Genomic DNA, 22,045 nt, shown 5'->3' with positions numbered 1-22,045 from the left:
ACCTTGTTATTAAAGTAGGCATATTTCCCTACTCTGTACGCAATGATAGCAGGGTGACTTTTTTGCGGCAATCTGCTTTGCATGCATGATACAATCAAAACCTATGAAAGAAGATAAACCAAAAGTGCAATTCATCGAGATATCCGATGACTTTGCTGGCCAGCGGATCGATAACTTTCTCCGCGCTCGGCTTAAAAACGTTCCAAAAAGTATGATTTATCGCATTGTGCGCAAAGGTGAGGTGCGAGTAAACAAAAAACGCATAAAACCTGAATATAAGTTACAAGACGGTGATCTGGTTCGAGTACCGCCGGTTTTTGTGCCGGAGCCGGAAAATCAAGCACCTGTCAGTACCAAGCTGACCAAAGTGGCTGAACTGGAATCATGTATCATCTATGAAGATGATCATATGCTGATCCTGAACAAACCCTCCGGAACGGCTGTTCATGGTGGTAGCGGGCTAAAGTTCGGTGCCATTGAAGCGCTGCGTGCATTGCGCCCGGATGCTAGGTTCCTGGAACTGGTTCACCGCATCGACCGTGATACCTCTGGCATCTTACTGATCGCCAAAAAACGTTCGGCGTTGCGCAGGCTGCAAGAGCAGTTCCGCAATAAAACGGTGCAGAAGTATTATTTCGCATTGGTGATGGGTGAATGGAAAGCCAGCTGCAAAAAGGTAACCGCACCTTTATTGAAAAATGAAGTGAACAGTATTGTCCGCGTTAATCCTAACGGTAAAGCGTCCGATACTCGGTTTAAAGTATTAGAGCGCTTTGAGCAGGCGACGTTAGTACAGGCTAGCCCGGTCACCGGACGCACGCATCAAATTCGAGTTCATTGCCAGTATGCCGGCCACCCTATAGCCTGGGATGACCGCTATGGTGATCCGCGTTTTGATGCTTATACGAAAAAAGTTGGCCTGGGGCGCCTGTTTCTGCATGCGGCGAATATTAAGTTTACGCACCCGCAGACGGAAGAACTGGTCGATATCAGTGCCCCTATGGATACGACGTTAAATCGAGCCATTGAAAAATTGCGTCAGCAGTAGTTGAGAGACGAGTAACGAGATCTGTAAGCTCATAGATAGGTTACTCGTCTCTCATTACTTGCCGCTATAGGATATCAACGCCTTGTTTGGCAAGCTGTTCACGCAGTGCGATCAATGGTAAGCCGACGAGGGTGTTAGGGTCACGGCCATCGAGCTTGCTAAATAGCGCGATACCTAACCCTTCACTCTTAAAGCTGCCGGCGCAGTTTAATGGCATCTCACGCTCGACATAGTGCCGAATTTCTTGTTCAGACAGCTCTCTGAAGTGAACATGGAAAGGTTCACAAAGTATGTCGCTTTGTTTTGTTTTGGCATTATACAGACATAAACCGGTGTAGAAGGTGACCGTTTGTCCGCTAGCGGCTTTGAGCTGCTGGCATGCGTTTTCAACGGTGTGGGGTTTACCAATAATACGATCGTTGATGACACAGACCTGATCTGAGCCAATAATTAGATGATCGGGAAAATTGTTTTCACAGGCTTTCGCTTTTTGCTCTGCTAATCTTTTAACCAGATCTTCTGCAGATTCTCCGTCAAGCGCACTTTCATCGATCTCCGGGCTGGTGGTTTCGAATGGATACTGGAATTTTTCCAGTAGCGCTTTTCTGAATGGGGAGGTTGATGCAAGTAGCAAAGGTTGAGTCATGGTGGTATCTGATTAGTGGATGGTCACAATAGTCTAACCAGCCCAGATAAGAGATGCGAGTTTTTCACTTTATCCGTGATCTTGTCACGGTCTTTGTGATCAGAGCAGGGCACTCATACGCTGGTATTGCTCCAGAGAGAGAAAGATAGGATCAGGGTTTAGAAAAGCTGTGATGCAACTGGGTACAAATAGCGCTACGGCTACCGTGCCGAGTGATTTTTGAACTGTATTTGTCGGTTATTTATCCGCTTCAGATAAAGGAAGCAAGTGGTTGAGTCACTGGTAAATAACCGTTCAACCGATGGGAAGGTGGATCTTAAACCTCGACGTGTTTAAGGCAGGCAGATGAAATGGCTAAAAGCTGTTAATTCGTACACATTTCCTTTGACTCAAACAAATTAGAAGGCTAATATTCGCGCCCTATGCAAAAGGTAAAATTGCCGCTAACGGTCGATCCGGTCCGCGCTGCTCAGAAAATGCTTGATTTTGATGGCATCATCAAAGCCGAGTTACTGACACGTCTGGCTGAATCCACTCAGAGCGTAGTAAGTGATGCAAACGTCACCTTGTCATTTGACTTTGACCGACGTCACCTCGCATTTCTGCACGGTCGTGCAGATGTTGAAGTGGTGTTGACCTGTCAGCGATGCCAGGAAGGGTTCAATCACACTCTTAGTGTGGAATTCTGTTATAGTCCGCTCCTCAAACCTGAGGAAGAAGACGAGTTTCCGGAAGCTTATGAGCCGGCTGAAGTCGACGAAAATGGTGAGATCAATCTGCTTCAAATCATCGAAGATGAGTTGATTCTAGAGTTGCCTCAAGTCGCTATGCATGATGAAGCTGACTGTAAAGCCAGCGGAAACATGACTTTTGGTGAGATCCCCATTGCTGATGAGCGTCCGAATCCGTTTGCAGTATTGAAAAATCGAAGTTAAGCGTTTATTTAAGGAGTAGGGTTAATGGCCGTACAAAAGAGCAAAAAATCACGTGCAGCACGTGGTATGCGTCGTTCACACGATGCACTAACAACTGCAGCTGTATCGGTAGATTCAGCAAGCGGTGAAACCCACCTACGTCACCATGTGACTGCTGACGGTTTCTACCGTGGCCGCAAGGTTATCAACAAATAAGGTTGAGCCTTGACTGGTCTAACCGTTGCACTTGATGCAATGGGTGGGGATTTCGGTCCTCATGTAATAGTGCCTGCCGCCGTGCAGGCACTGTTACAATACCCGGAGCTAAAAATTATTCTCTATGGTGATCAAAGTGCGATCACATCTCAGCTATCTCTCCTGAATCAACCTGGCAACCCTCGAATCACCGTTATTCATAGCGAAAAGACTATCGCCAATGATACTCGTCCGTCACAAGCATTACGCCGTAGCCAAGGTACTTCCATGCGCATGGCCTTAGACTCAGTAGCAGAAGGCCATGCCGATGCCTGTGTCAGTGCCGGTAATACCGGGGCTTTAATGGCGCTGTCTCGCTATACTCTAAAGCAGTTGCCTGGCGTTGAGCGGCCTGCATTAGTGACAGCTATCCCAACTCAAAGTCAGCACAAGACCTGGTTGCTCGATCTTGGCGCAAATGTCTCCTGCGATGCTGATACTCTGTTTCAATTTGCGGTAATGGGCTCGGTGCTCGCCGAGCAATGTTTACCGTCGAAACCCCGGGTGGCGCTGCTCAATATCGGTGAAGAAGAGATAAAAGGGAATGATCTGGTTAAGCGCTGTGCCGAAATGCTCAGTAGCTCGCCAGATATCCACTATATAGGCTACATTGAAGGTGACCAATTATACGCAGGAAAAGCGGATGTAATTGTCTGTGATGGTTTTGTTGGCAATGTCAGCCTGAAAACCAGTGAAGGCGTTGCTAATTTATTTATCAATAGTTTTAAGCAAGCCGTCACCAGCAACCCAATTAAACGTTTAGTGGCTAAATGGTTGTTTCGTGACCTATTTGTTAGCCTCAAACAGTTGAACCCCGACCAGTACAATGGTGCAAGTCTGTTAGGATTGCGCGGTATTGTGGTCAAAAGCCACGGAAGTGCTGATATTTCCGCTTTCGCAAATGCCATTGGCGAAGCGGTACACGAGATCAAGCGGCAAATACCGACAAAAATTAGTGACCGTTTGGAAGAAGTATTACTCGAGAGGCCATATTAGTCTTCATGTATAGCAAAATTTTAGGTACAGGCAGCTACCTGCCAGCCCAAGTGCGTTCTAACGCCGACTTAGAACAGATGGTCGAGACCAGCGACGAATGGATTGTTGCTCGTACCGGGATTCGTGAACGGCGTATTGCTGCGGCGGATGAAACCGTTGCCGTAATGGGGTATCAAGCTTCTTTAAACGCTATCGAAATGGCGGGTATTGATAAAGAAGAAATTGATCTTATTATTGTCGCGACGACCAGTGCCAGCCATTCTTTCCCGTCTGCTGCCTGTCAGGTTCAGGGCATGTTAGATATCAAGGGCTGCCCTGCATTCGATATTGCGGCCGCGTGTTCTGGTTTTGTTTATGCGTTAAGCATTGCGGATCAGCACATCAAGACCGGGATGGCAAAAAATGTGCTGGTGATCGGTGCTGATGCTCTGTCACATAAATGCGATCCGGAAGATCGTGCAACGATCATACTGTTTGGCGATGCTGCTGGTGCTGTGGTTGTGGGCGCGAGTGAAGAGCCGGGTATTATTTCGACCCACTTGCATGCTGATGGTCATTTTGGTGGCCTGCTAAGCCTGGCAACGCCTGAACACGGGCAGCCCTTTAGTGATGACCAATGGCTCTATATGGCCGGTAATGAAGTGTTTAAAGTCGCCGTTACTCAGCTGTCAAATTTAGTGAAAAATACGTTAGCCGCTAATGATATGGATAAGTCAGAGCTTGATTGGTTAGTCCCTCATCAAGCCAATTTGCGGATTATTTCGGCCACAGCCAAAAAACTGTCTATGTCCATGGATCAGGTGGTTGTCACCCTTGACCGCCATGGTAATACTTCAGCAGCAACGGTACCGACGGCACTTGATGAAGCGGTGCGTGATGGCCGTATTCAGCGTGGCCAGATCTTGTTGCTGGAAGCTTTTGGTGGCGGTTTCACCTGGGGCTCGGCATTAGTTAAGTTTTAACAAAATAAAAATTAAGGATCCTCGAATGTCTAAGTTCGCGATTGTTTTTCCTGGGCAGGGCTCTCAGGCGGTCGGCATGTTGGCTGAGCTGGCAGAGCAATTTGATGTTGTTAAGCAAACTTTTGCTGAAGCATCTGAAGCTCTTGGTTATGACCTGTGGGCATTGGTTCAAAACGGCCCCGCGGAAGATCTGAATCAGACTCACCGTACTCAGCCTGCGCTATTGACTGCTTCTGTTGCTATCTGGCGTGTATGGCAAGAACAAGGCGGTGAGCAGCCAGCAGTACTGGCAGGCCATAGCCTGGGCGAATATTCGGCACTGGTGTGTGCGGGCGTTATCGACTTCAAAGAAGCGGTTAAGCTTGTTGAACTTCGTGGTCAGCTAATGCAGGAAGCCGTACCAGCAGGTGTCGGCGCAATGTCGGCCATTATTGGTCTGGACAATGATGCTATTGCGAAAGCATGTGCAGAAGCCGCGCAAGATCAGGTTGTTTCTCCGGTTAACTTTAACTCTCCGGGCCAAGTGGTTATTGCCGGTAATAAAGAAGCCGTAGAGCGTGCCAATGTATTATGTAAAGAAGCAGGCGCAAAGCGCGCACTTCCTTTACCGGTTTCTGTACCTTCTCATTGTGAGCTGATGAAGCCTGCGGCAGAGAAACTGGCAGTGGCGTTAGAAAGCATTCAATTTAATATGCCGTCTATTCCTGTCATTAACAATGCAGATGTGCAGACCGAGACCGCTCCTGAAGCCATTAAGCTGGCACTGGTTAAGCAGTTATACGGTCCGGTTCGCTGGACTGAATCTGTCGAGCGTATGGCTGGCGAAGGCATAGAACAACTATTTGAAATGGGTCCCGGCAAAGTCTTGACGGGCCTTACAAAACGTATTAATCGCGCACTTAGCGGTGCCGCTGTCAATGATCCGGCTAATTTAGAAGCCGCTAAGTTAAGTATTAGCTAAAGAGGAATAACAATGAGCCTGCAAGGTAAAGTTGCTCTGGTAACGGGTGCTAGCCGCGGTATCGGCCGTGCGATCGCTGAAATTTTGGTTGAGCGAGGCGCTACCGTTATTGGTACCGCAACATCTGAGAGTGGCGCAGAAGCCATCAGCGTATATTTGGGTGATAACGGTAAAGGCCTAGCCCTGAACGTCACGTCACCTGAATCTATTGCTGATACGCTAAAACAGATTAAAGAACAGTTTGGCGATATTGATATTTTGGTTAATAATGCCGGTATTACCCGTGACAATCTGCTTATGCGTATGAAAGATGACGAATGGCAAGATATCATTGATACTAACCTGACATCTGTTTTCCGCCTGTCTAAAGCGGTGCTGCGTGCGATGATGAAAAAGCGTCACGGTCGTATTATCAGCATTGGCTCTGTGGTGGGTACCATGGGCAATGCAGGACAGACGAACTACGCAGCAGCGAAAGCCGGCCTGATTGGTTTCACCAAGTCGATGGCGCGCGAAGTCGCATCGCGTGGTATTACAGTGAATGCGGTTGCGCCTGGTTTTATCGAAACGGATATGACAAAAGCCCTGAATGATGAGCAGCGGGCTGCTACACTAGCTAACGTACCAGCTGGTCGCCTGGGTGATCCGCGTGAAATTGCAGCAGCAGTCGCGTTCTTGGCGTCTGAAGATGCTGCTTATGTAACCGGTGAAACACTGCATGTTAACGGTGGCATGTACATGATTTAATCAAAAAAGTTGCAATACTTGATGACGCAAGTCAAACTCACCATGTTTTAAGGCAAAATCGTGGTTTGACCAGCAATGAGAGTCTTGCAACTTTTGCCGTAATGAATAAACTACAGCAAATCGCATTAGCGAATTCTTGTTTTAAGGAAATATATTAGTATGAGCAACATCGAAGATCGCGTAAGAAAAATCATCATTGAGCAACTAGGCGTAGACGAAGCAGAAGTTAAAAACGAAGCTTCTTTCGTTGACGATCTAGGTGCTGATTCACTAGATACAGTTGAACTAGTAATGGCTCTTGAAGAAGAATTCGATACTGAGATTCCTGACGAAGAAGCTGAGAAAATTACTACAGTTCAAGCTGCAATCGACTACGTAAACAGCGCTTCTGAGTAATAAGAACACCCCCCAGGCGGTCACCATGACCGCCTGATTTTTTTTTAAATCTGTTAACCCCCCTCAATACCCGGAGAAATTAATCGTGTCCAAACGTCGCGTAGTTGTTACTGGCATGGGTATGCTAACTCCTGTTGGCAATTCGGTTGAATCTTCTTGGAAGGCTTTACTATCTGGTACCAGTGGTATCAGTACGATCGAGCACTTTGATGCTAGCTTGTTTGCTACTCAATTTGCCGGAATGGTAAAAGACTTTAATCCTGAAGAATACATGACCAAGAAAGATGCTCGTAAGATGGATTTATTCATCCAATATGGCATTGCTGCTGGCGTGCAAGCATTTAAAGATTCTGGCATTGAAGTGACCGAAGAAAACGCACACCGTATTGGTGTCGCAATCGGTTCAGGCATTGGTGGTCTTGGTCTTATTGAATCAAACCATCGTGCATATTTGGACAAAGGTCCGCGCAAAATTAGCCCGTTCTTTGTTCCATCAACAATCGTAAACATGATTGCGGGCCACATGTCTATCATGCATGGCTTCCGTGGTCCTAACATCGCTATCTCTACAGCTTGTACTACTGGTCTTCATAATATTGGCCATGCGGCACGTATGATTGCATATGGCGATGCAGACGTCATGCTGGCCGGTGGTGCTGAAAAAGCATCGACTGAACTCGGTATGGGCGGCTTTGCTGCTGCTAAAGCGTTGTCGACTCGCAATGACGACCCACAAGCGGCTTCACGTCCTTGGGATAAAGACCGTGACGGCTTTGTTCTGGGCGATGGCGCCGGCATGATGGTCGTAGAAGAATACGAACATGCTAAAGCTCGTGGCGCTAATATCTATGCTGAACTTGTCGGCTTTGGTATGAGTGGCGATGCTTACCATATGACATCACCAACACCTGACGGTTCTGGTGGCGCACTGGCCATGGAAGCGACCCTTCGCGATGCAGGTATCAATGCCGACAAGATCGGTTATATCAATGCACATGGTACGTCAACGCCTGCCGGTGACGTTGCTGAAACGCTTGGTATCAAGCGTGCTATGGGTGCGGCAGTGAATGATGTCCTGGTCTCTTCAACCAAATCAATGACCGGTCACCTGCTGGGTGCCGCGGGTTCTGTTGAAGCGATTATTTCCGTGATGTCTCTTGTTGATCAGGCGGTACCGCCAACAATCAACCTGGATAACCCTGATGAAGGTTGTGATCTTGATTACGTTGCCGGTGAAGCACGCCAGGTAAACCTAGAGTACGCACTGTGTAACTCCTTTGGTTTTGGCGGCACAAACGGTTCGTTACTGTTTAAGAAAATCTGATAATAACCTGATATCATAGAACGGCCCGATACTCATGTACCGGGCCGTTTTTTTATATGCAGTATGGATAAGGCGTCAGGATGGTACTGATCAACGGCAGAGAACAGACAACCGTACCGGTTGCAGATCGTGCGATGCAATATGGTGATGGTTGCTTCACCACTATTTTAGTGGACCAGGGTAAGCCTCAATTATGGCCGCTACATCTGCAGCGATTACAAAAAAATGTTTCGGCGCTTTACATTACAGAACCCGACTGGGCAATCCTGGCCCAACTTGTGCGTCAGCGAGCGGCAAGCTACTCTGACAAAGGCGTGGTTAAGGTACTGATCAGTCGTGGTGTCGGTGGCCGGGGTTACAGTGGCATTGGCTGTGATGATACTCAGGTTGTCGTATCTGATTTTGCCTGGCCGCAGCATTACGCACAGTGGCAGCGAGACGGTATTGAACTGGGTGTCAGCCAGCAACGACTGGGGCTGGTACCGATGTTAGCCGGGCTTAAGCATCTGAACCGTCTTGAACAGGTATTGCTGAAACGAGAGGCAGAAAGCCGCGGTTGGCAAGATGCGGTGGTGTTGGATGTCAATGGGCATGTCACGGAAACCACGGCTTCGAACATTTTCTGGCGTAATGGTAAAACCATTTATACCCCGGAGCTCGATGCCTCAGGTGTGCATGGCGTAATGCGAGCCCATGTCATTGAGCTGATTATAGGTACCGGATATTGTGTAGAGTTTGTCAAAAAGCCGCTTGAGGGATTGCTTCTCGCTGAGGAAGTCTTTATTACTAATGCCCTGATGGCGTTAGTGTCTGTAACAAAAATTAATGATCGAGATTTTCCTGAGCGTACTGCGTTCAGTGTATTGAACAAGAGGTTGTATTCGTGTTGAAGAAGTTGCTTATTGTTGTAGTGGTGCTGGGAGTCATTGCCGCAGGAGCCGTTGGTTGGTCATACCAACAAGTTAAGGCCTCGCTGGAGCAGCCTGTCATTAACAACCAGGAAGTATTTATCACGGTTAAATCTGGGACCAGTTTTCGTGGTTTATTGAATCAGCTAGCCGATGCCGAAGTGATCACGCCTTCGCAGTGGATGCGCTGGATAGGTAGAATCGCGCCTCAGCTGACTCAGATTAAAGCGGGAACCTATCAAGTTTTACCGGCACAGAGCTTACGTGATGCCCTTACGGTGATTGCGTCAGGAAAAGAGCACCAGTTTGTGATCACACTGGTTGAAGGTGACCGCCTGGTCGACTGGCTGGCTCAGCTCAGTCAGGCTCCGGCATTGGAATATAAAACGGCAGGAATGTCAGAAGCTGAGATTGCCAAAGCTATCGGTGCCGATGTCGAAAAACTAGAAGGTTACCTGCTGCCTGAGACCTATCATTACACCAAAGGCACTTCGGATCTTGAACTGTTAACGCGCGCTTATAGGCAAATGACCGCTCTGCTGGCTGATGCCTGGCAGGCGCGTGATAAGAAAATCCCGCTCAAGTCACCTTATGATGCCCTGATCATGGCATCCATTATCGAAAAAGAAACGGCGCTAGACTCAGAGCGTACATTAGTTTCGTCGGTATTTATGAACCGTTTGGTTAAAGGAATGCGGCTGCAAACGGATCCTACCGTGATCTATGGTATGGGCGATAAATATGACGGTAACATCCGTAGAAGGGATTTACGCACTCCAACGCCTTATAATACCTACACTATTTTTGGCTTACCGCCGACACCGATAGCGATGCCGAGCAAGGCTTCTGTGCTGGCGGCGGTCAATCCCGAGACAAGTACATACCTGTATTTTGTGGCTGATGGTAAAGGCGGCCATAAATTTTCGAAATCACTCACAGAGCATAACCGCGCTGTTCGAGCTTATTTAAAGACGTTAAGAAACTAATGACTGGTAAATTTATTGTAATCGAAGGCCTTGAAGGGGCGGGTAAAAGCACGGCTATTAATCAAGTGATTAAAACCCTGGCAGCACACGGCATTGATGATCCAGAATCAACTCGTGAGCCTGGCGGTACGCCACTTGCCGAGCAAATGCGGAGGTTGGTCAAAGAAGGGCATCCTGATGAGCCGTTAACCGATATGGCAGAGCTGCTATTGTTGTATGCCGCACGCATACAGTTAGTTGATAACGTCATTAAGCCAGCCCTGGCCCAAGGTCGTTGGGTTGTCGGTGATCGTCATGATATGTCATCGCAAGCTTATCAGGGGGGCGGCCGAGGCTTCGATAAAGCGCTGATGGAAAACCTGCGTGATATGGTACTGGGTGATTTCCGTCCTGATCTCACTATCTACATGGATATTGATCCCGTGCTTGGCCTTGAGCGTGCGAGAGGACGTGGCGAATTAGACCGGATCGAGCAAATGAACATTGATTTCTTTCACCGTACCCGTGCGCGTTTTCTTGAATTGTCGGAAAATGATCCGACGGTATTGGTCATTGATGCGAGTCAGTCACTTGAAGCTGTCTCCGCGGATATAACGCAGACATTAACTCGATGGTTGGAGCAGCAATAATATGCTTTATCCCTGGCATCAATCTTTGTGGCACAACTGGCAGCAATTGCTGGGGCAGGGGCGTCTGCATCATGCGGTACTGCTGCTTTCTGCTAAAGGGAGTGGACGGGAGGTTTTAGCCAAACAGCTGGCGAAGACGATGTTGTGCCAAAATTGCGATACTGAGCCTTGTGGTATTTGCCATAGCTGCCAGTTGTTTGCGGCTGAGACCCACCCTGATTTTCATATTGTGAAGCCAGAGCAAGAAGGTAAGCAAATTGGGGTTGATGCCGTCCGTCAATGTAATCGGTGGGCGATGGAAACGTCGCAACTGGCTGGTCAGAGGGTGATCATGATTGAACACGCTGATGCGATGGGCGAAGCCGGCGCTAATGCGATATTGAAAACCCTTGAAGAACCGCCCTCGGGCTGTCAGTTTATTTTAACGGCACAGTCGATTGATAGTTTGTTACCGACGATTGTCAGTCGTTGTAACAAATGGCGTTTGACAACACCGGATGAGCAGGATGTGAAGAGGTGGGTTGAAAAGCAGTTAATGCGGTCGATTAAGATAGAGGCGGTCCGTCTTAATAGTGGTGCGCCACTGGCAACTATGCAGTTTGTCGAGCAAGGGCTGGATATCCGTCATGGTAATCTGATCGATGCATTTGCGGCATTTTTACAGCCTCCCTATATCGGCATCTACGATGTGGCTGGTTTATGTTCCAGCGAAGGGATCCCCAGTTTAAAGTGGCTAAGCTATTTTATGGTTGACTGTATTAAACTTCAGCAAGGGGTCAGTGAATATCTGGTTCACGGCGAGTCTCTAGCCAAAGTACAAGCGGTTGCCGGGCTTGTGCCGCCTGCCGTCTTAATAAAGCAGGTAAGAAAGATTAACGAATTACATAGAATGTTAGAAAAACAACGCGGATTAAATACCGATCTGCTCCTTGTTGAGTGGTTAACCGGTTTCTTAGGAGAAAATAACAGTGTTAGTTGATTCACATTGTCACCTGGACAAATTAGATTACGAGCAGCTTCATACAGGGATTGATGATGTGTTAGCTAAGGCCAAGGCACGTGGTGTCGACTACTTCCTTTCGGTTGGTGTTACGCTACAAAGCTTTCCTGCCATGATGGCAATGATTGAACCACATGAAAATGTGTTCGCATCTTGCGGCGTGCACCCACTGGATATTGAAGAAGGTTTTGATTTTGACCAGTTGAAAGTGTTTGCACAGCATGAACGTGTTGTGGCTATTGGCGAAACAGGGTTGGATTATCACTATCAGCCGGAGCTTGCACAGCAACAGCAGGACATTTTCCGTCGGCATGTGCAATTAGCGGTAGAGCTTAATAAGCCATTGATCATTCATACTCGTATGGCGCGGGAAGATACGATGCGTATTTTACGCGAAGAAGGCGCTCAAAAGTGCGGCGGTGTGTTGCATTGCTTTACTGAAAGCCTGGAAATGGCACAAGAAGCGATTGAGTTAGGTTTCTACATCTCAATTTCAGGCATCGTAACGTTCAACAAGGCCAGTGAACTCAAAAATGTTGTGAGTAACTTGCCACTCGAACACTTGCTGGTTGAAACGGATTCCCCTTATCTTGCACCAATTCCGTATCGAGGGAAACAAAACCAACCAGCCTATGTCCGGGAGGTTGCACAGTACATCGCATTATTAAAAGGGGTATCGGTTGAAGAGGTTGAAGCGGTCACGACCAATAACTTCTTTACACTTTTTTCGCGAGCCGAGCGTTAGAATATTGAATGATAAAAAAGGAGCTAAGGCTCCTTTTTTTATTTATTCTGTCCAAAATTGGTCGATGTGTTTTGATTTAGAGACACTTCTTCATTCAATGCATTTATCAACATTTAGTGATTAAATTTTAAATAAATAATATAGAGCAATAATCACTAGAAATTTGCATGGCACCCCAGCAACTGGGTTACTTACCAGTTTTTGTTAGTTTACATTTAAATACAGTGTCTTACGATGGTTTCGGGCGGATTTCAAACCGGGTGTATTGACTTTCATGATTATATTTTGACATTTTATTTACTGTCGTGTGGCGTTTTGGTGGTTGTCAGCTCATATTTAAGGCTATGTTTTATAGTAACAATGACATAAGTGAGAAAAGTAGTGCTAGCATTATGACTGCGAAGGTATATCGCTTGCACGTATATTGATCTCTAAATAAAACATCGCACTCAGGAGCACAATATGTTTAAGAACCTTTTTGCTAACCTGCAGAAAGTCGGTAAGGCACTTATGTTGCCTGTATCGGTTCTGCCGGTAGCCGGTATTCTATTGGGGGTTGGCGCCGCTAACTTTAGCTGGCTGCCAGAAATTGTTTCTCAGATTATGGAACAAGCTGGTGGTTCCGTATTTGGTCAAATGTCACTATTGTTTGCAGTAGGTGTTGCACTTGGTTTTACCCACAACGACGGTGTTGCAGGTCTGGCTGCTATCGTTGGCTACGGTATCATGACGGCAACGCTGGGCGTGATGGCCAGCGTGATGGGGGCAGAGAAAATCGATACCGGGGTGCTCGGTGGTATCCTTGTCGGTGGTTTGGCTGCATGGGCTTTTAACCGGTTTTTCCGTATCCAGCTGCCGGATTACCTCGGTTTCTTTGCGGGTAAACGTTTTGTACCTATCATGACCGGCTTCTGTGCAATTGGTCTTGGTGTTGTTCTTTCTGTGATCTGGCCGCCAATCGGTGGGGCAATTGAGTTATTCTCTCATTGGGCCGCAGATCAGAATCCAACGGTTGCGTTTGGTATCTACGGTATTGTTGAACGTTCTTTGATCCCGTTTGGTCTGCACCACATCTGGAATGTCCCATTCTTCTTTGAAGCCGGTAGCTGTATCAATGCAGCGGGTGAAGCACGTACGGGTGTACTGACCTGCTATCTTGAAGCGAACGAAGCAACTCGTATTACTGGTAACGGCTTCGGTCAGCTTGCGGGTGGTTACATGTTTAAGATGTATGGCCTGCCGGCTGCAGCAATCGCTATCTGGCATTCAGCGAGACCAGAAAACCGGGCGAAAGTGGGCGGGATCATGATCTCTGCGGCCCTGACGTCATTCCTGACCGGAATTACTGAGCCAATCGAATTTTCGTTCTTGTTTGTGGCGCCAATGCTATACGGAATTCACGCGTTGCTGGCGGGGTCTGCATTTGTCGTGACCAACATGCTAGGCATGGTGCACGGTACGTCTTTTTCGCATGGTTTTATTGATTTTGTGGTTCTTTCTGCAAACGCTGAGAAAATTGCGTTATTCCCATTAGTGGGCCTTATTTACGCGGCTATCTACTATAGCGTGTTCCGTACCGTTATCGCCAAGTTTGATCTGAAAACGCCAGGCCGTGAAGAGGAAGAGGAAGATGCTGCAATCGCCTTTACTGGGACTGAAATGGCGAAAGAGCTGGTTATGGCATTTGGTGGTAAAGACAACATCACCGGTCTGGATGCATGTATCACACGTCTGCGTGTTTCAGTTGCAAGCATCGATAACGTTGATCAGGATAAGCTGAAGAAATTAGGCGCAGCAGGGGTCGTTATTGCAGGGGGAGGGGTTCAGGCTATCTTCGGTACTAAGTCAGATAACCTGAAAACGGACATGGATGAGTGGATACGTAATCACTAAGACGGCTCACTGATTTAGTCACCTGCGTATATGCATATAAAGGGAAGCTTCGGCTTCCCTTACCGGTTTGCTAAGGAAAATATCCAGTCAGTAGTCAGGAAGCTTGTTCCGCGGGTGCGTTATGAACTTCTACAGTGGCACCAAAGGCTTAACGGGTTCCATGTTGATGATTTTCCGAGGCTCAAACAGCTCCAGCAGTAAACGCTGTTCTCGCAAAACCAGAGGGATGACTTTGGCATCAAACTCGTGGGCAATACTGCTCTCTGACGCTGGCGGTTTAAGCGCTTTAACATCGACAATATCCAGCAGGGCATAGAATTTGTGCACGTAATTAACCGTTTCTTGCGGTAATTGCAGGGCGGAAAAATGTTTGTCTACTTGCTGTCTGAGGGCTCGCTGAACTCTTCCTTCCCCTGAGTTATAGGCTGCTAAAGTGAGTTTGATATCCTGATCGAACTTATTGTAAAGGAAACTTAGGTATTTAATTGCAGCTTGGGTACTTTTGCTGATATCAAATCGCTCGTCATTCATTTTGTCAACGTTTAACCCGAACCGTTTTGCGGTTGCTGGCATTAGCTGCCACAAACCTGCGGCCTTGGCTGGAGAAACTGCCTCAGGATTAAAGGCTGATTCCAGCATCGGGATTAAGATCAGGCTCTGGGGTAACTGATGTTGTTTTAACTGGAAAAGGATTTTTTGAATGGTTGGCTGATAGCGTTCGAACTGCTTATTGATAAGTACTGTATGTGGTGAAAGTTGATTGTAATGCTGGGCGACTTTTCTATTGAAGACCTTGTTGTTAAAGTTATTGTTGTTGAATCTATTATTATCATTATGGAAATTATCGCGATGGTAGGCACTGTTAGTTACACTGTCAGCCGGGACAGAGAAGAGTAGTATCGCAATGAGTATGGGGGGGAAAACCAGGTTTTGCCATAAACAGCCGAAATAAATGGATCGGATAGTCAGCATAGGGCTTAGCTTTGCATCAGTTGGCCAGCACCATAGCTCTCCTCTTGTTGCAGCTGTTGCAGCACCTCACTGTAGGATGCTGAAATGTGGCCATTAAGCTGATTGAGTTGCTGGCAAGATCTCACCCGAGCTTCCAGTGTGTACCAACACTCGTTCATTTGTTGCTTCAGCTGGCCGGGTAATACATTGAACAGTGTTGTTATACCTTGTTTCGAATTGCTAAGGCCAAGCTGCTGCATGAGCAAACTGCGTTGCTGCGCACTTTTATGCAATTGGTCAATTAAAGGCTGCTGTTGCTCCGTCAGCGCACCGAGCGCTTCGCCATTAAAATCGATGTAGCTGGCCTGCTGCTTCACCATTAAACGATAAAGCAGCTGGTAGTGACGGGTATCATTCTGGATGCCTTGTATCACTAACTTAATTGCTTGGTGTCTGTTCATTGTAGTATTCACTCGTGACCGGTATGGAAGCGCATCACGGCACTAGAAAGTGCACCAATATCCAGGTCGAGTTCACCACGAGCCAGTGCTTGTTTGACCGATTCCACTTTGGCCATATCAACATCTGGCAACGTGTTCATCTCTGCTTGAGCTTGAGATATCAGCGTTGTATCAATACGGGGGTTGGGTTTTACTTTGCCTTTGGACTCGTTTGTTTCCGGTGCTTTTGGCTCAGAGTGGTTAGCCTGAGTCGCCTGAACCTGAGAGCCGAATACTTTATCTATCTTCATTGCCTGATCCTGCTGCATCATCGCGAAAAATATCATTACTTTATTAAAACGACAGGTAAAGAAAAATATTAAAAAATAGTTTCTACTTTTCCGCGGCTGGCGACGATTGTACGAATGATCTTCGATGAACTGCTATTGCGGACATCGATTTGTTCGCCTTTCACCCCGTTATCCTGAGCGATCCCTTTCATACTGGCTTGCATGCCGTTTTTGCTGGCGATAATGACGACTTCATCCCCTTTTTCTACCAGCCACAGTTGCTGTAGCTGTGCGGGATTAATGAGCTGACCAGAACGAATTCTTCGTTTGACCCGTTTGCCAATGACGTCGCTAAATTGTGTAGTGAATGTTTTGGCCTTGGTTAAGTGTAACTCCTGCATTCTTAGCATCGAGGCAGTAATTTTGGTCTTCCTGTTGATCGTGGTTGTTGCCACGACAACAGGTAGCCTAATGGCGGCTCTGATGGTGGCATTCAGCACCCACGTCTGATCTTGGCTATTGCATTCAACCTGTCTTTTCAGGTTGCCGACCGGCATGCTTTGTTGATCACTGGCTGTGATGATCAGAGGTACCTGGCAGAGTGGTAAATACTTAGCCGTTAGCGGTATGGTGATATCAAGGTTAGTACTGAGATCTTGCCAGCGGTGCCGCTCGGCGTAGAGTTGAATTTCTAGCGTAATCTGCTCTTTCAGAAACTGCGTGAGCTTTTTTGTATCCATTTTTGCTTCTGAGGCATAAGCGGAGGTACAGAGAAAAAGCCCAATAGTTACCAGCCATCCCGCCCATTTCCCATGTTTCCGTGTTGCTTCCGACTGGCGGAAGTTCCGCTTCCGTTTTGGTTTGTAAATCATTGAAAAGTAACACCTAAATTTATGGCATGTATTTTGTATATTGTTGTTCATGCAGCCTGATATAAAGGAAGAGTGAATGGCAATCAGTTTTGACAATGCGCTTGGTGTTCATCCTGAAGCGCTTAATTTCAGGGTTCAGCGAACTAAGGTATTAGCCAGTAACTTAGCAAATGTTGATACCCCAGGGTATCTCGCTAAAGATTTGAATTTTCAAACAGTGATGAAAAACACGGGATTAAAAAAAGTTAACCAGTCAGTACCTGAGTTAATGGTCGCGACCAAGTACCGCATACCGTACCAGAACTCGAAGGATGGTAACACTGTGGAGCTAGGAGTTGAACAGGCTAAGTTTGCTCAGAACAACATGGATTTTCAAACCAGCCTGACTTTCATGAAGATGAAATTCAGCGGGCTGGCTAAAGCGATAGAGGGGCGTTAACGATATGTCATTTACTGATATTTATTCGATTGCAGGTTCAGCCATGACCGCACAGACAGTACGTCTGAATACCGTGGCGAGTAACCTGGCCAATGCGGATGCAGTTTCAGCCAATCCGGATGATGCCTATAAGGCACTAAAACCGGTTTTCGCGACGGTTTACAGTAAAACTCAGCTGTCAGCCGATCAGGATGTTTACCCAAATGCTGAAGTGAGGATTGTGGATGTGGTTCAGAGCAGTGGCGATGCCGACAAACGTTTTGAGCCGCACAATCCACTGTCCAATGATGAGGGGTATGTCTACTACCCGAATATTGATGTTGTGGCAGAAATGGCCGACATGATGTCAGCAACCCGAAGTTTTGAAACCAATGTTGAAGTGCTGAGCAATGTCAAAAGCATGCAGCAAGGGTTGTTAAGACTGGGGGAAGGTAGATGAGTCTTGCACAGTTTACCGCGCTAAGTGCGGATAATCTCGTTACGGGCTCATCAGCAACGGCGACGTCGGCGAATCAGGTTCAGTCCAATCCGGCTGACATGAACAGTGGTAGTTCACTGAAAAATGAGTTCATCACGTTGATGGTGGCGCAGATCCAGAATCAGGATCCTCTGAACCCGCTAGACGGCACGGAATATGTCGGTCAGTTAGCTCAGTTTTCTCAGGTAGAAAGCACCGAAAACATGACCAAGCTGATGCAGAACAGCATGGTATTGCTGGATAACATGCAGGTGTTGTCAACTGCCGGGCTGGTGGGACAAACCGTTTATGTCAGTACGAATGAATTTGAACTGTCAGAGCAACCGCTGAAAGGCAAAATTGAATTAGATCATTCTTCCAGTCAGGTCACCGTGCTGATTAAAGATGAGTACGGACAAACTACCCGTATGCCGCTTGGTGCACGCAGTAAGGGCGATGTGGACTTTACGGTGGATCCTGAAGCGCTTGGGCTGAAACCGGGTAATTACACTGTTTCTGTTGAGCTAGAGAAGGGTCAGGCACAGCCAAATATGCAGTTGGCCGGAGAGGTAACACAAGTTCGGGTACCCAGTAATGGTGGTGCAGCACTGGTTAATATCGCCGGTGTAGGCAGTGTTCCGTTTTATCAGATTAGTCAGTTTGGTAGCTAACCAAACGTTATAGCACAGAGGGTTTTATGAGTTTTGATATCGCACTAAGTGGTCTGGATGCCACGAATATTCAGTTAAATACCATCAGTAACAACATTGCAAACGTATCAACATCTGGCTTTAAAGAGTCTCGTACCGAATTCTCGGCGGTGTATAACGGCATGCAGGCGGGCGGGGTGGAAGTTGCTTCCATTTCTCAAAACTTTGACAAGAACGGCTCTATTACCGGTACCGGCCGATCGCTTGATTTAGCAATAAACGGCAGCGGTTTTTTTGTGGCCAAAGATAGCCAGGGGCAGACGCTATACACCCGCTCCGGTGTGTTTGGTACCGACAAGAATAACAATATCGTTAGTAATTCTGGCCTGAAGCTCCAGGGCTATGCGGTTGACGGTAACAACACTCTTCAGACTGGCTCAGTCAGCGACTTGAAAATCAGTACTTCATCGCTGGCCGCTAAAGCGACCGACAGTATTGATTTTGTTGCTAACTTTGATGCGCGTCTCGAGGTACCGACTACAGCAGCATTTGCTGCCGATGATCCAACGTCGTTTAACTCTTCATACACCTCTAAAGTGTATGACTCTTTGGGTAATCCTCATACCGTAACCCAGTATTTTGTCAAAACAGATCCTGTTACTAATCCTAATGAATGGAAAGTACATATAGAGGTTGATGGTAAACCGACGACTCCGACGGCAACAGAGGCCACGGTGAGTTTCAATACCGATGGCACGCTGGCCTCGCCAGCGACACCTGTCAACATTGCATTCAACCCCGCAGGTGCGGACGCGATGAGCGTAGATTTGAGCCTTAATGGTACCACGCAGTTTGGTGCCGATTTTGGTGTCAGCACCAACAGCCCTAATGGCTATTCATCCGGTGAACTGGCTGGCGTGCGTGTTGAAGATAATGGCATGGTGTTCGCGACGTATACCAATGGCCAGTCACAACTTCAGGGGCAGGTTATTCTGGCTGATTTTGCCAATGAGCAGGGGTTGGTAAAAATGAGCAATAGCGCCTGGATGCAGAGCTACAGTTCAGGTGCTCCGATCACCGGCTCTCCGGGTACCGGCACATTGGGTGGATTAACCCCAGGTGCATTGGAAGGTTCGAATGTTGATTTGACCAGTGAGCTGGTTAGCCTGATGACGGCACAGCGTAATTATCAAGCCAATGCCAAAACCATTTCGACCTCTGATCAGTTAACTCAAGCATTATTCAATGCGGTGTAAAGGGCTGAATAATGGATAGTTTGCTTTATACCGCAACCAGTGGCGCCAGCCGAGTGATGATGGCCCAGCATGTGCGTTCCAATAACCTATCAAATGCGGATACCACAGGCTTTCGTGCTGATTTAGAGCGCGTGCAAAGCTACGCTCTGCAAGGTGCCGGTTTTGACGGTCGAACCATGGTCGTTACCAATTCGGCATCGACGCGCTTTGACTCCGGTGACGTGATAAAAACCGGTCGTAGCCTCGATGTTGCCATCAACGGCGAAGGTTTCTTTACCGTACAGACCCCAACCGGTGATGAAGCTTATACCCGCGCCGGTAACTTCAAAGCGGATCAACAGGGCAACCTGACCGTTAATGGTTTTCCGGTGATGGCTGACGGCGAACCGATTGTATTGCCTGATTACCAGAGCCTGGATATTAGTGATAAAGGTTTGATCACCGTTGTACCGCCTGGTGGTGGCGCAGAGATCGAAGTCGGTCAGCTCAAGCTAGTAAAGCCTGATTTAACTGAACTGCAAAAAGAAACTACAGGTTTGCTGCATTCGCGTGATGGTGGTGCATTTGAAGCCGATCCGACCGTTGCCATTGCAGCAGAACACCTTGAAGGCAGTAACGTTTCCGCTATCGATGAGCTGGTTAATGTTATGTCATTGACCCGTAACTTTGAGATGCAGGTACGGATGATGAAAACTGCAGAAACCCTGGCTCAGACGGGTAATCGTCTGCTTCGTGATCGTTAACAAGGAGAAAAACAATGCATTCAGCGTTATGGGTAAGTAAAACGGGCATGGCAGCTCAGGATACCAAGATGACCGCCATTTCGAACAACCTGGCGAATGTGAACACCGTTGGTTTTAAGCGGGATCGGGTTGTCTTTGAAGACCTGTTTTATAGCATCCAGCGTCAGCCTGGCGCGCAGGTCGACCAGGTCAATCAATTACCTAGCGGTGTTCAGCTAGGTAGCGGTGTACGCGTTGTTGGAACCCAGAAAGTTTTTACTCAGGGTAATTCGCAGAATACCAGCCAAGATCTGGATCTGGCAGTCATGGGGGCAGGATTCTTCCAGATTGAAAACTCAGATGGCGAGATCATGTACAGCCGTAATGGCCAGTTTCATGTTAACTCAGAAGGGTTAATGGTCAACACTCAGGGTTTGCCGCTGATACCGCAAATTCAGATCCCGGAAGATGCAACGCATCTGTCGATAGGGGTCGATGGCACGGTTACATCCGTCAGCGCAGGGGATCCGCAACCGCAAGAATTAGGTCAGATCACCCTCGCCAAGTTTATTAATCCGGCGGGCCTGGAAGCCCTCGGCGGAAACTTGTTCCGAGAGACTGAAGCCAGTGGTCAGGCCGACGAGCTAGTGGCAGGATTGGATGGTGCAGGCAGTATTAAGCAAGGCGCTCTGGAAGGTTCGAATGTGCAGGTTGTCGAAGAAATGGTGGATATGATCACCACTCAGCGCGCCTATGAAATGAATGCCAAAGTTGTCTCTGCCGCCGATGATATGCTGAAGTTTGTCGCCCAGTCGCTGTAAGGACGAATCTATGAAGTCGCTAATTCCTTCGTCATTAATTTTGTTATCAGTGCTGTTGTCAGGGTGCTCAATGCGCCCTGAATTTCTCGCGCCAGAACCTAATGATGAAGCCTATGCTCCGCCAGAGCTGGATTATTCGTTGCCAGAAGCAACTGATGGCAGCCTGTACCGCCATCAATACATGATGACGCTGTTTCAGGATCGACGTGCCTACCGAGTGGGTGACGTATTGACCATATTACTGAATGAAGAAACCCAGTCGAGCAAGAAAGCCAATACCAAGTATGGTAAAGAATCATCTCTCAACTTTGGGGCACCGACATTCGGTAACAAGGTTTATGACGATTTAGCGGTGGGTGTTGATGCTGATCGTGGCTTTGACGGTTCTGCTGCAAGTTCTCAGGGTAATAAACTGGAAGGGGCGATTACGGTCACAGTCCATGAAGTGTTACCCAATGGCGTGCTGAGGATCCGCGGCGAGAAATGGATTCGCTTAAATCAGGGCGATGAATTTATTCGCCTGACAGGGATTGTGCGGGTGGATGATGTCGACAGGCGTAATCGAGTGTCATCGCTGCGAATAGGCGATGCTCGCATCACCTATTCTGGCCGGGGAGCCCTGGCTGACAGTAATGCATCTGGCTGGCTTACTCAGTTCTTCAACAGCCCATGGATACCATTCTGATGAAATTGATTAATGTAATGTTATTAATGGTGTTGTCACTTAAAAGAGTGCT

The 22,045-nt window shown here is 47.5% G+C and carries 27 protein-coding genes; 22 read left to right on the top strand and 5 right to left on the bottom strand.

Annotated elements, in window-relative coordinates; all coding sequences use genetic code 11:
• The first annotated feature begins 103 nt into the window (after positions 1-103).
• A complete protein-coding gene (rluC, locus tag R3289_RS02165) occupies positions 104-1,048 on the top strand; it encodes a 23S rRNA pseudouridine(955/2504/2580) synthase RluC (RefSeq protein ID WP_318923760.1) in 945 nt (314 codons plus the stop codon).
• A gap of 64 nt (positions 1,049-1,112) precedes the next feature.
• Here rluC and R3289_RS02160 read toward each other — a convergent pair whose 3' ends face one another.
• Positions 1,113-1,694, bottom strand: a complete 582-nt coding sequence (locus R3289_RS02160) for a nucleoside triphosphate pyrophosphatase (protein ID WP_318923758.1) — start codon at positions 1,692-1,694, stop codon at positions 1,113-1,115.
• A gap of 422 nt (positions 1,695-2,116) precedes the next feature.
• On the opposite strand from R3289_RS02160, the gene yceD reads away from it, so the two are divergent.
• The 14 genes from yceD to ptsG all read left to right on the top strand — a co-directional run bounded on the left by yceD (position 2,117) and on the right by ptsG (position 14,410).
• Entirely contained in the window at positions 2,117-2,629 is a 513-nt protein-coding gene (gene yceD / locus R3289_RS02155; protein ID WP_318923756.1) for a 23S rRNA accumulation protein YceD, read from the top strand.
• A 24-nt stretch (positions 2,630-2,653) separates the two neighbouring features.
• Positions 2,654-2,824, top strand: coding sequence for a 50S ribosomal protein L32 (gene rpmF / locus R3289_RS02150; protein WP_006231206.1), 171 nt, complete (start codon positions 2,654-2,656; stop codon positions 2,822-2,824).
• Positions 2,825-2,833: 9 nt separating this feature from the next.
• The gene (plsX, locus tag R3289_RS02145; protein ID WP_318923733.1) at positions 2,834-3,859 is read left to right on the top strand and encodes a phosphate acyltransferase PlsX; all 1,026 of its coding nucleotides are present in this window, start codon (positions 2,834-2,836) and stop codon (positions 3,857-3,859) included.
• Positions 3,860-3,864: 5 nt separating this feature from the next.
• Positions 3,865-4,821: a beta-ketoacyl-ACP synthase III gene (locus tag R3289_RS02140; protein ID WP_318923731.1), complete on the top strand. Its 957-nt coding sequence runs from the start codon at positions 3,865-3,867 to the stop codon at positions 4,819-4,821.
• Between the two features lie 25 nt (positions 4,822-4,846).
• Positions 4,847-5,782: an ACP S-malonyltransferase gene (gene fabD, locus R3289_RS02135; protein ID WP_318923729.1), complete on the top strand. Its 936-nt coding sequence runs from the start codon at positions 4,847-4,849 to the stop codon at positions 5,780-5,782.
• A 12-nt stretch (positions 5,783-5,794) separates the two neighbouring features.
• On the top strand, positions 5,795-6,529 hold the full coding sequence (fabG, locus tag R3289_RS02130; protein ID WP_318923728.1) for a 3-oxoacyl-ACP reductase FabG: 735 nt from the start codon (positions 5,795-5,797) through the stop codon (positions 6,527-6,529).
• A 159-nt stretch (positions 6,530-6,688) separates the two neighbouring features.
• The gene (acpP, locus tag R3289_RS02125; RefSeq protein ID WP_107253049.1) at positions 6,689-6,925 is read left to right on the top strand and encodes an acyl carrier protein; all 237 of its coding nucleotides are present in this window, start codon (positions 6,689-6,691) and stop codon (positions 6,923-6,925) included.
• Between the two features lie 85 nt (positions 6,926-7,010).
• Complete coding sequence (gene fabF / locus R3289_RS02120) at positions 7,011-8,249, top strand: beta-ketoacyl-ACP synthase II (RefSeq protein ID WP_318923725.1); 1,239 nt, start codon at positions 7,011-7,013, stop codon at positions 8,247-8,249.
• 80 nt (positions 8,250-8,329) lie between these two features.
• Positions 8,330-9,139, top strand: coding sequence for an aminodeoxychorismate lyase (pabC, locus tag R3289_RS02115; protein ID WP_318923723.1), 810 nt, complete (start codon positions 8,330-8,332; stop codon positions 9,137-9,139).
• Positions 9,133-10,143, top strand: coding sequence for an endolytic transglycosylase MltG (gene mltG, locus R3289_RS02110; protein ID WP_318923721.1), 1,011 nt, complete (start codon positions 9,133-9,135; stop codon positions 10,141-10,143). Before pabC ends, mltG begins: the two co-directional genes overlap by 7 nt.
• Complete coding sequence (tmk, locus tag R3289_RS02105) at positions 10,143-10,772, top strand: dTMP kinase (RefSeq protein WP_318923719.1); 630 nt, start codon at positions 10,143-10,145, stop codon at positions 10,770-10,772. Before mltG ends, tmk begins: the two co-directional genes overlap by 1 nt.
• Before the next feature lies 1 nt (position 10,773).
• Positions 10,774-11,751, top strand: coding sequence for a DNA polymerase III subunit delta' (gene holB / locus R3289_RS02100; RefSeq protein ID WP_318923718.1), 978 nt, complete (start codon positions 10,774-10,776; stop codon positions 11,749-11,751).
• On the top strand, positions 11,741-12,517 hold the full coding sequence (locus R3289_RS02095; RefSeq protein ID WP_318923716.1) for a YchF/TatD family DNA exonuclease: 777 nt from the start codon (positions 11,741-11,743) through the stop codon (positions 12,515-12,517). Before holB ends, R3289_RS02095 begins: the two co-directional genes overlap by 11 nt.
• A 462-nt stretch (positions 12,518-12,979) precedes the next feature.
• Positions 12,980-14,410 carry a PTS glucose transporter subunit IIBC gene (ptsG, locus tag R3289_RS02090; protein ID WP_318923715.1) on the top strand — a complete coding sequence of 477 codons (1,431 nt, stop codon included), beginning with the start codon at positions 12,980-12,982 and terminating at the stop codon, positions 14,408-14,410.
• Positions 14,411-14,539: 129 nt separating this feature from the next.
• Here ptsG and R3289_RS02085 read toward each other — a convergent pair whose 3' ends face one another.
• The 4 genes from R3289_RS02085 to flgA form a co-directional block, all read right to left on the bottom strand.
• Positions 14,540-15,382: a lytic transglycosylase domain-containing protein gene (locus R3289_RS02085; RefSeq protein WP_318923713.1), complete on the bottom strand. Its 843-nt coding sequence runs from the start codon at positions 15,380-15,382 to the stop codon at positions 14,540-14,542.
• A gap of 5 nt (positions 15,383-15,387) precedes the next feature.
• A complete protein-coding gene (flgN, locus tag R3289_RS02080; protein WP_318923711.1) occupies positions 15,388-15,822 on the bottom strand; it encodes a flagellar export chaperone FlgN in 435 nt (144 codons plus the stop codon).
• A gap of 8 nt (positions 15,823-15,830) precedes the next feature.
• Positions 15,831-16,112, bottom strand: coding sequence for a flagellar biosynthesis anti-sigma factor FlgM (gene flgM / locus R3289_RS02075; RefSeq protein ID WP_318923710.1), 282 nt, complete (start codon positions 16,110-16,112; stop codon positions 15,831-15,833).
• A gap of 68 nt (positions 16,113-16,180) precedes the next feature.
• Positions 16,181-16,831: a flagellar basal body P-ring formation chaperone FlgA gene (gene flgA / locus R3289_RS02070; RefSeq protein WP_318923708.1), complete on the bottom strand. Its 651-nt coding sequence runs from the start codon at positions 16,829-16,831 to the stop codon at positions 16,181-16,183.
• A gap of 208 nt (positions 16,832-17,039) precedes the next feature.
• Here flgA and flgB point away from each other — a divergent pair, with 208 nt between their 5' ends.
• The 7 genes from flgB to flgH are packed head-to-tail and all read left to right on the top strand — an operon-like array spanning position 17,040 to position 21,993.
• A complete protein-coding gene (gene flgB, locus R3289_RS02065; RefSeq protein ID WP_318923707.1) occupies positions 17,040-17,402 on the top strand; it encodes a flagellar basal body rod protein FlgB in 363 nt (120 codons plus the stop codon).
• A 4-nt stretch (positions 17,403-17,406) separates the two neighbouring features.
• Positions 17,407-17,841 (top strand): flagellar basal body rod protein FlgC, encoded by a 435-nt coding sequence (gene flgC, locus R3289_RS02060; protein ID WP_318923706.1) that lies wholly within the window; start codon positions 17,407-17,409, stop codon positions 17,839-17,841.
• A complete protein-coding gene (flgD, locus tag R3289_RS02055; protein WP_318923705.1) occupies positions 17,838-18,530 on the top strand; it encodes a flagellar hook assembly protein FlgD in 693 nt (230 codons plus the stop codon). Before flgC ends, flgD begins: the two co-directional genes overlap by 4 nt.
• A gap of 26 nt (positions 18,531-18,556) precedes the next feature.
• Complete coding sequence (flgE, locus tag R3289_RS02050) at positions 18,557-19,765, top strand: flagellar hook protein FlgE (RefSeq protein WP_318923703.1); 1,209 nt, start codon at positions 18,557-18,559, stop codon at positions 19,763-19,765.
• A gap of 11 nt (positions 19,766-19,776) precedes the next feature.
• Positions 19,777-20,508, top strand: a complete 732-nt coding sequence (gene flgF / locus R3289_RS02045) for a flagellar basal-body rod protein FlgF (protein WP_318923702.1) — start codon at positions 19,777-19,779, stop codon at positions 20,506-20,508.
• A gap of 14 nt (positions 20,509-20,522) precedes the next feature.
• A complete protein-coding gene (gene flgG / locus R3289_RS02040; RefSeq protein WP_318923701.1) occupies positions 20,523-21,308 on the top strand; it encodes a flagellar basal-body rod protein FlgG in 786 nt (261 codons plus the stop codon).
• A gap of 10 nt (positions 21,309-21,318) precedes the next feature.
• Positions 21,319-21,993, top strand: a complete 675-nt coding sequence (gene flgH / locus R3289_RS02035; protein ID WP_318923699.1) for a flagellar basal body L-ring protein FlgH — start codon at positions 21,319-21,321, stop codon at positions 21,991-21,993.
• The last annotated feature ends 52 nt before the right edge of the window (positions 21,994-22,045 follow it).

Origin of the sequence: Photobacterium sp., assembly GCF_033720175.1 — a bacterium.
Lineage (GTDB): Bacteria > Pseudomonadota > Gammaproteobacteria > Enterobacterales > Vibrionaceae > Photobacterium.
The sequence above is the reverse complement of the archived record's forward strand: the minus strand, read 5'-3'. Positions and strand labels throughout refer to the sequence as shown.

Coding starts and splice junctions, on each gene's coding strand:
- rluC (WP_318923760.1), top strand. CDS start 104: ATGAAAGAAGATAAACCAAAAGTGCAATTCATCGAGATATCCGATGAC.
- R3289_RS02160 (WP_318923758.1), bottom strand. CDS start 1,694: ATGACTCAACCTTTGCTACTTGCATCAACCTCCCCATTCAGAAAAGCG.
- yceD (WP_318923756.1), top strand. CDS start 2,117: ATGCAAAAGGTAAAATTGCCGCTAACGGTCGATCCGGTCCGCGCTGCT.
- rpmF (WP_006231206.1), top strand. CDS start 2,654: ATGGCCGTACAAAAGAGCAAAAAATCACGTGCAGCACGTGGTATGCGT.
- R3289_RS02140 (WP_318923731.1), top strand. CDS start 3,865: ATGTATAGCAAAATTTTAGGTACAGGCAGCTACCTGCCAGCCCAAGTG.
- fabD (WP_318923729.1), top strand. CDS start 4,847: ATGTCTAAGTTCGCGATTGTTTTTCCTGGGCAGGGCTCTCAGGCGGTC.
- fabG (WP_318923728.1), top strand. CDS start 5,795: ATGAGCCTGCAAGGTAAAGTTGCTCTGGTAACGGGTGCTAGCCGCGGT.
- acpP (WP_107253049.1), top strand. CDS start 6,689: ATGAGCAACATCGAAGATCGCGTAAGAAAAATCATCATTGAGCAACTA.
- pabC (WP_318923723.1), top strand. CDS start 8,330: ATGGTACTGATCAACGGCAGAGAACAGACAACCGTACCGGTTGCAGAT.
- tmk (WP_318923719.1), top strand. CDS start 10,143: ATGACTGGTAAATTTATTGTAATCGAAGGCCTTGAAGGGGCGGGTAAA.
- holB (WP_318923718.1), top strand. CDS start 10,774: ATGCTTTATCCCTGGCATCAATCTTTGTGGCACAACTGGCAGCAATTG.
- ptsG (WP_318923715.1), top strand. CDS start 12,980: ATGTTTAAGAACCTTTTTGCTAACCTGCAGAAAGTCGGTAAGGCACTT.
- R3289_RS02085 (WP_318923713.1), bottom strand. CDS start 15,382: ATGCTGACTATCCGATCCATTTATTTCGGCTGTTTATGGCAAAACCTG.
- flgN (WP_318923711.1), bottom strand. CDS start 15,822: ATGAACAGACACCAAGCAATTAAGTTAGTGATACAAGGCATCCAGAAT.
- flgM (WP_318923710.1), bottom strand. CDS start 16,112: ATGAAGATAGATAAAGTATTCGGCTCTCAGGTTCAGGCGACTCAGGCT.
- flgA (WP_318923708.1), bottom strand. CDS start 16,831: ATGGATACAAAAAAGCTCACGCAGTTTCTGAAAGAGCAGATTACGCTA.
- flgB (WP_318923707.1), top strand. CDS start 17,040: ATGGCAATCAGTTTTGACAATGCGCTTGGTGTTCATCCTGAAGCGCTT.
- flgC (WP_318923706.1), top strand. CDS start 17,407: ATGTCATTTACTGATATTTATTCGATTGCAGGTTCAGCCATGACCGCA.
- flgD (WP_318923705.1), top strand. CDS start 17,838: ATGAGTCTTGCACAGTTTACCGCGCTAAGTGCGGATAATCTCGTTACG.
- flgE (WP_318923703.1), top strand. CDS start 18,557: ATGAGTTTTGATATCGCACTAAGTGGTCTGGATGCCACGAATATTCAG.
- flgF (WP_318923702.1), top strand. CDS start 19,777: ATGGATAGTTTGCTTTATACCGCAACCAGTGGCGCCAGCCGAGTGATG.
- flgG (WP_318923701.1), top strand. CDS start 20,523: ATGCATTCAGCGTTATGGGTAAGTAAAACGGGCATGGCAGCTCAGGAT.
- flgH (WP_318923699.1), top strand. CDS start 21,319: ATGAAGTCGCTAATTCCTTCGTCATTAATTTTGTTATCAGTGCTGTTG.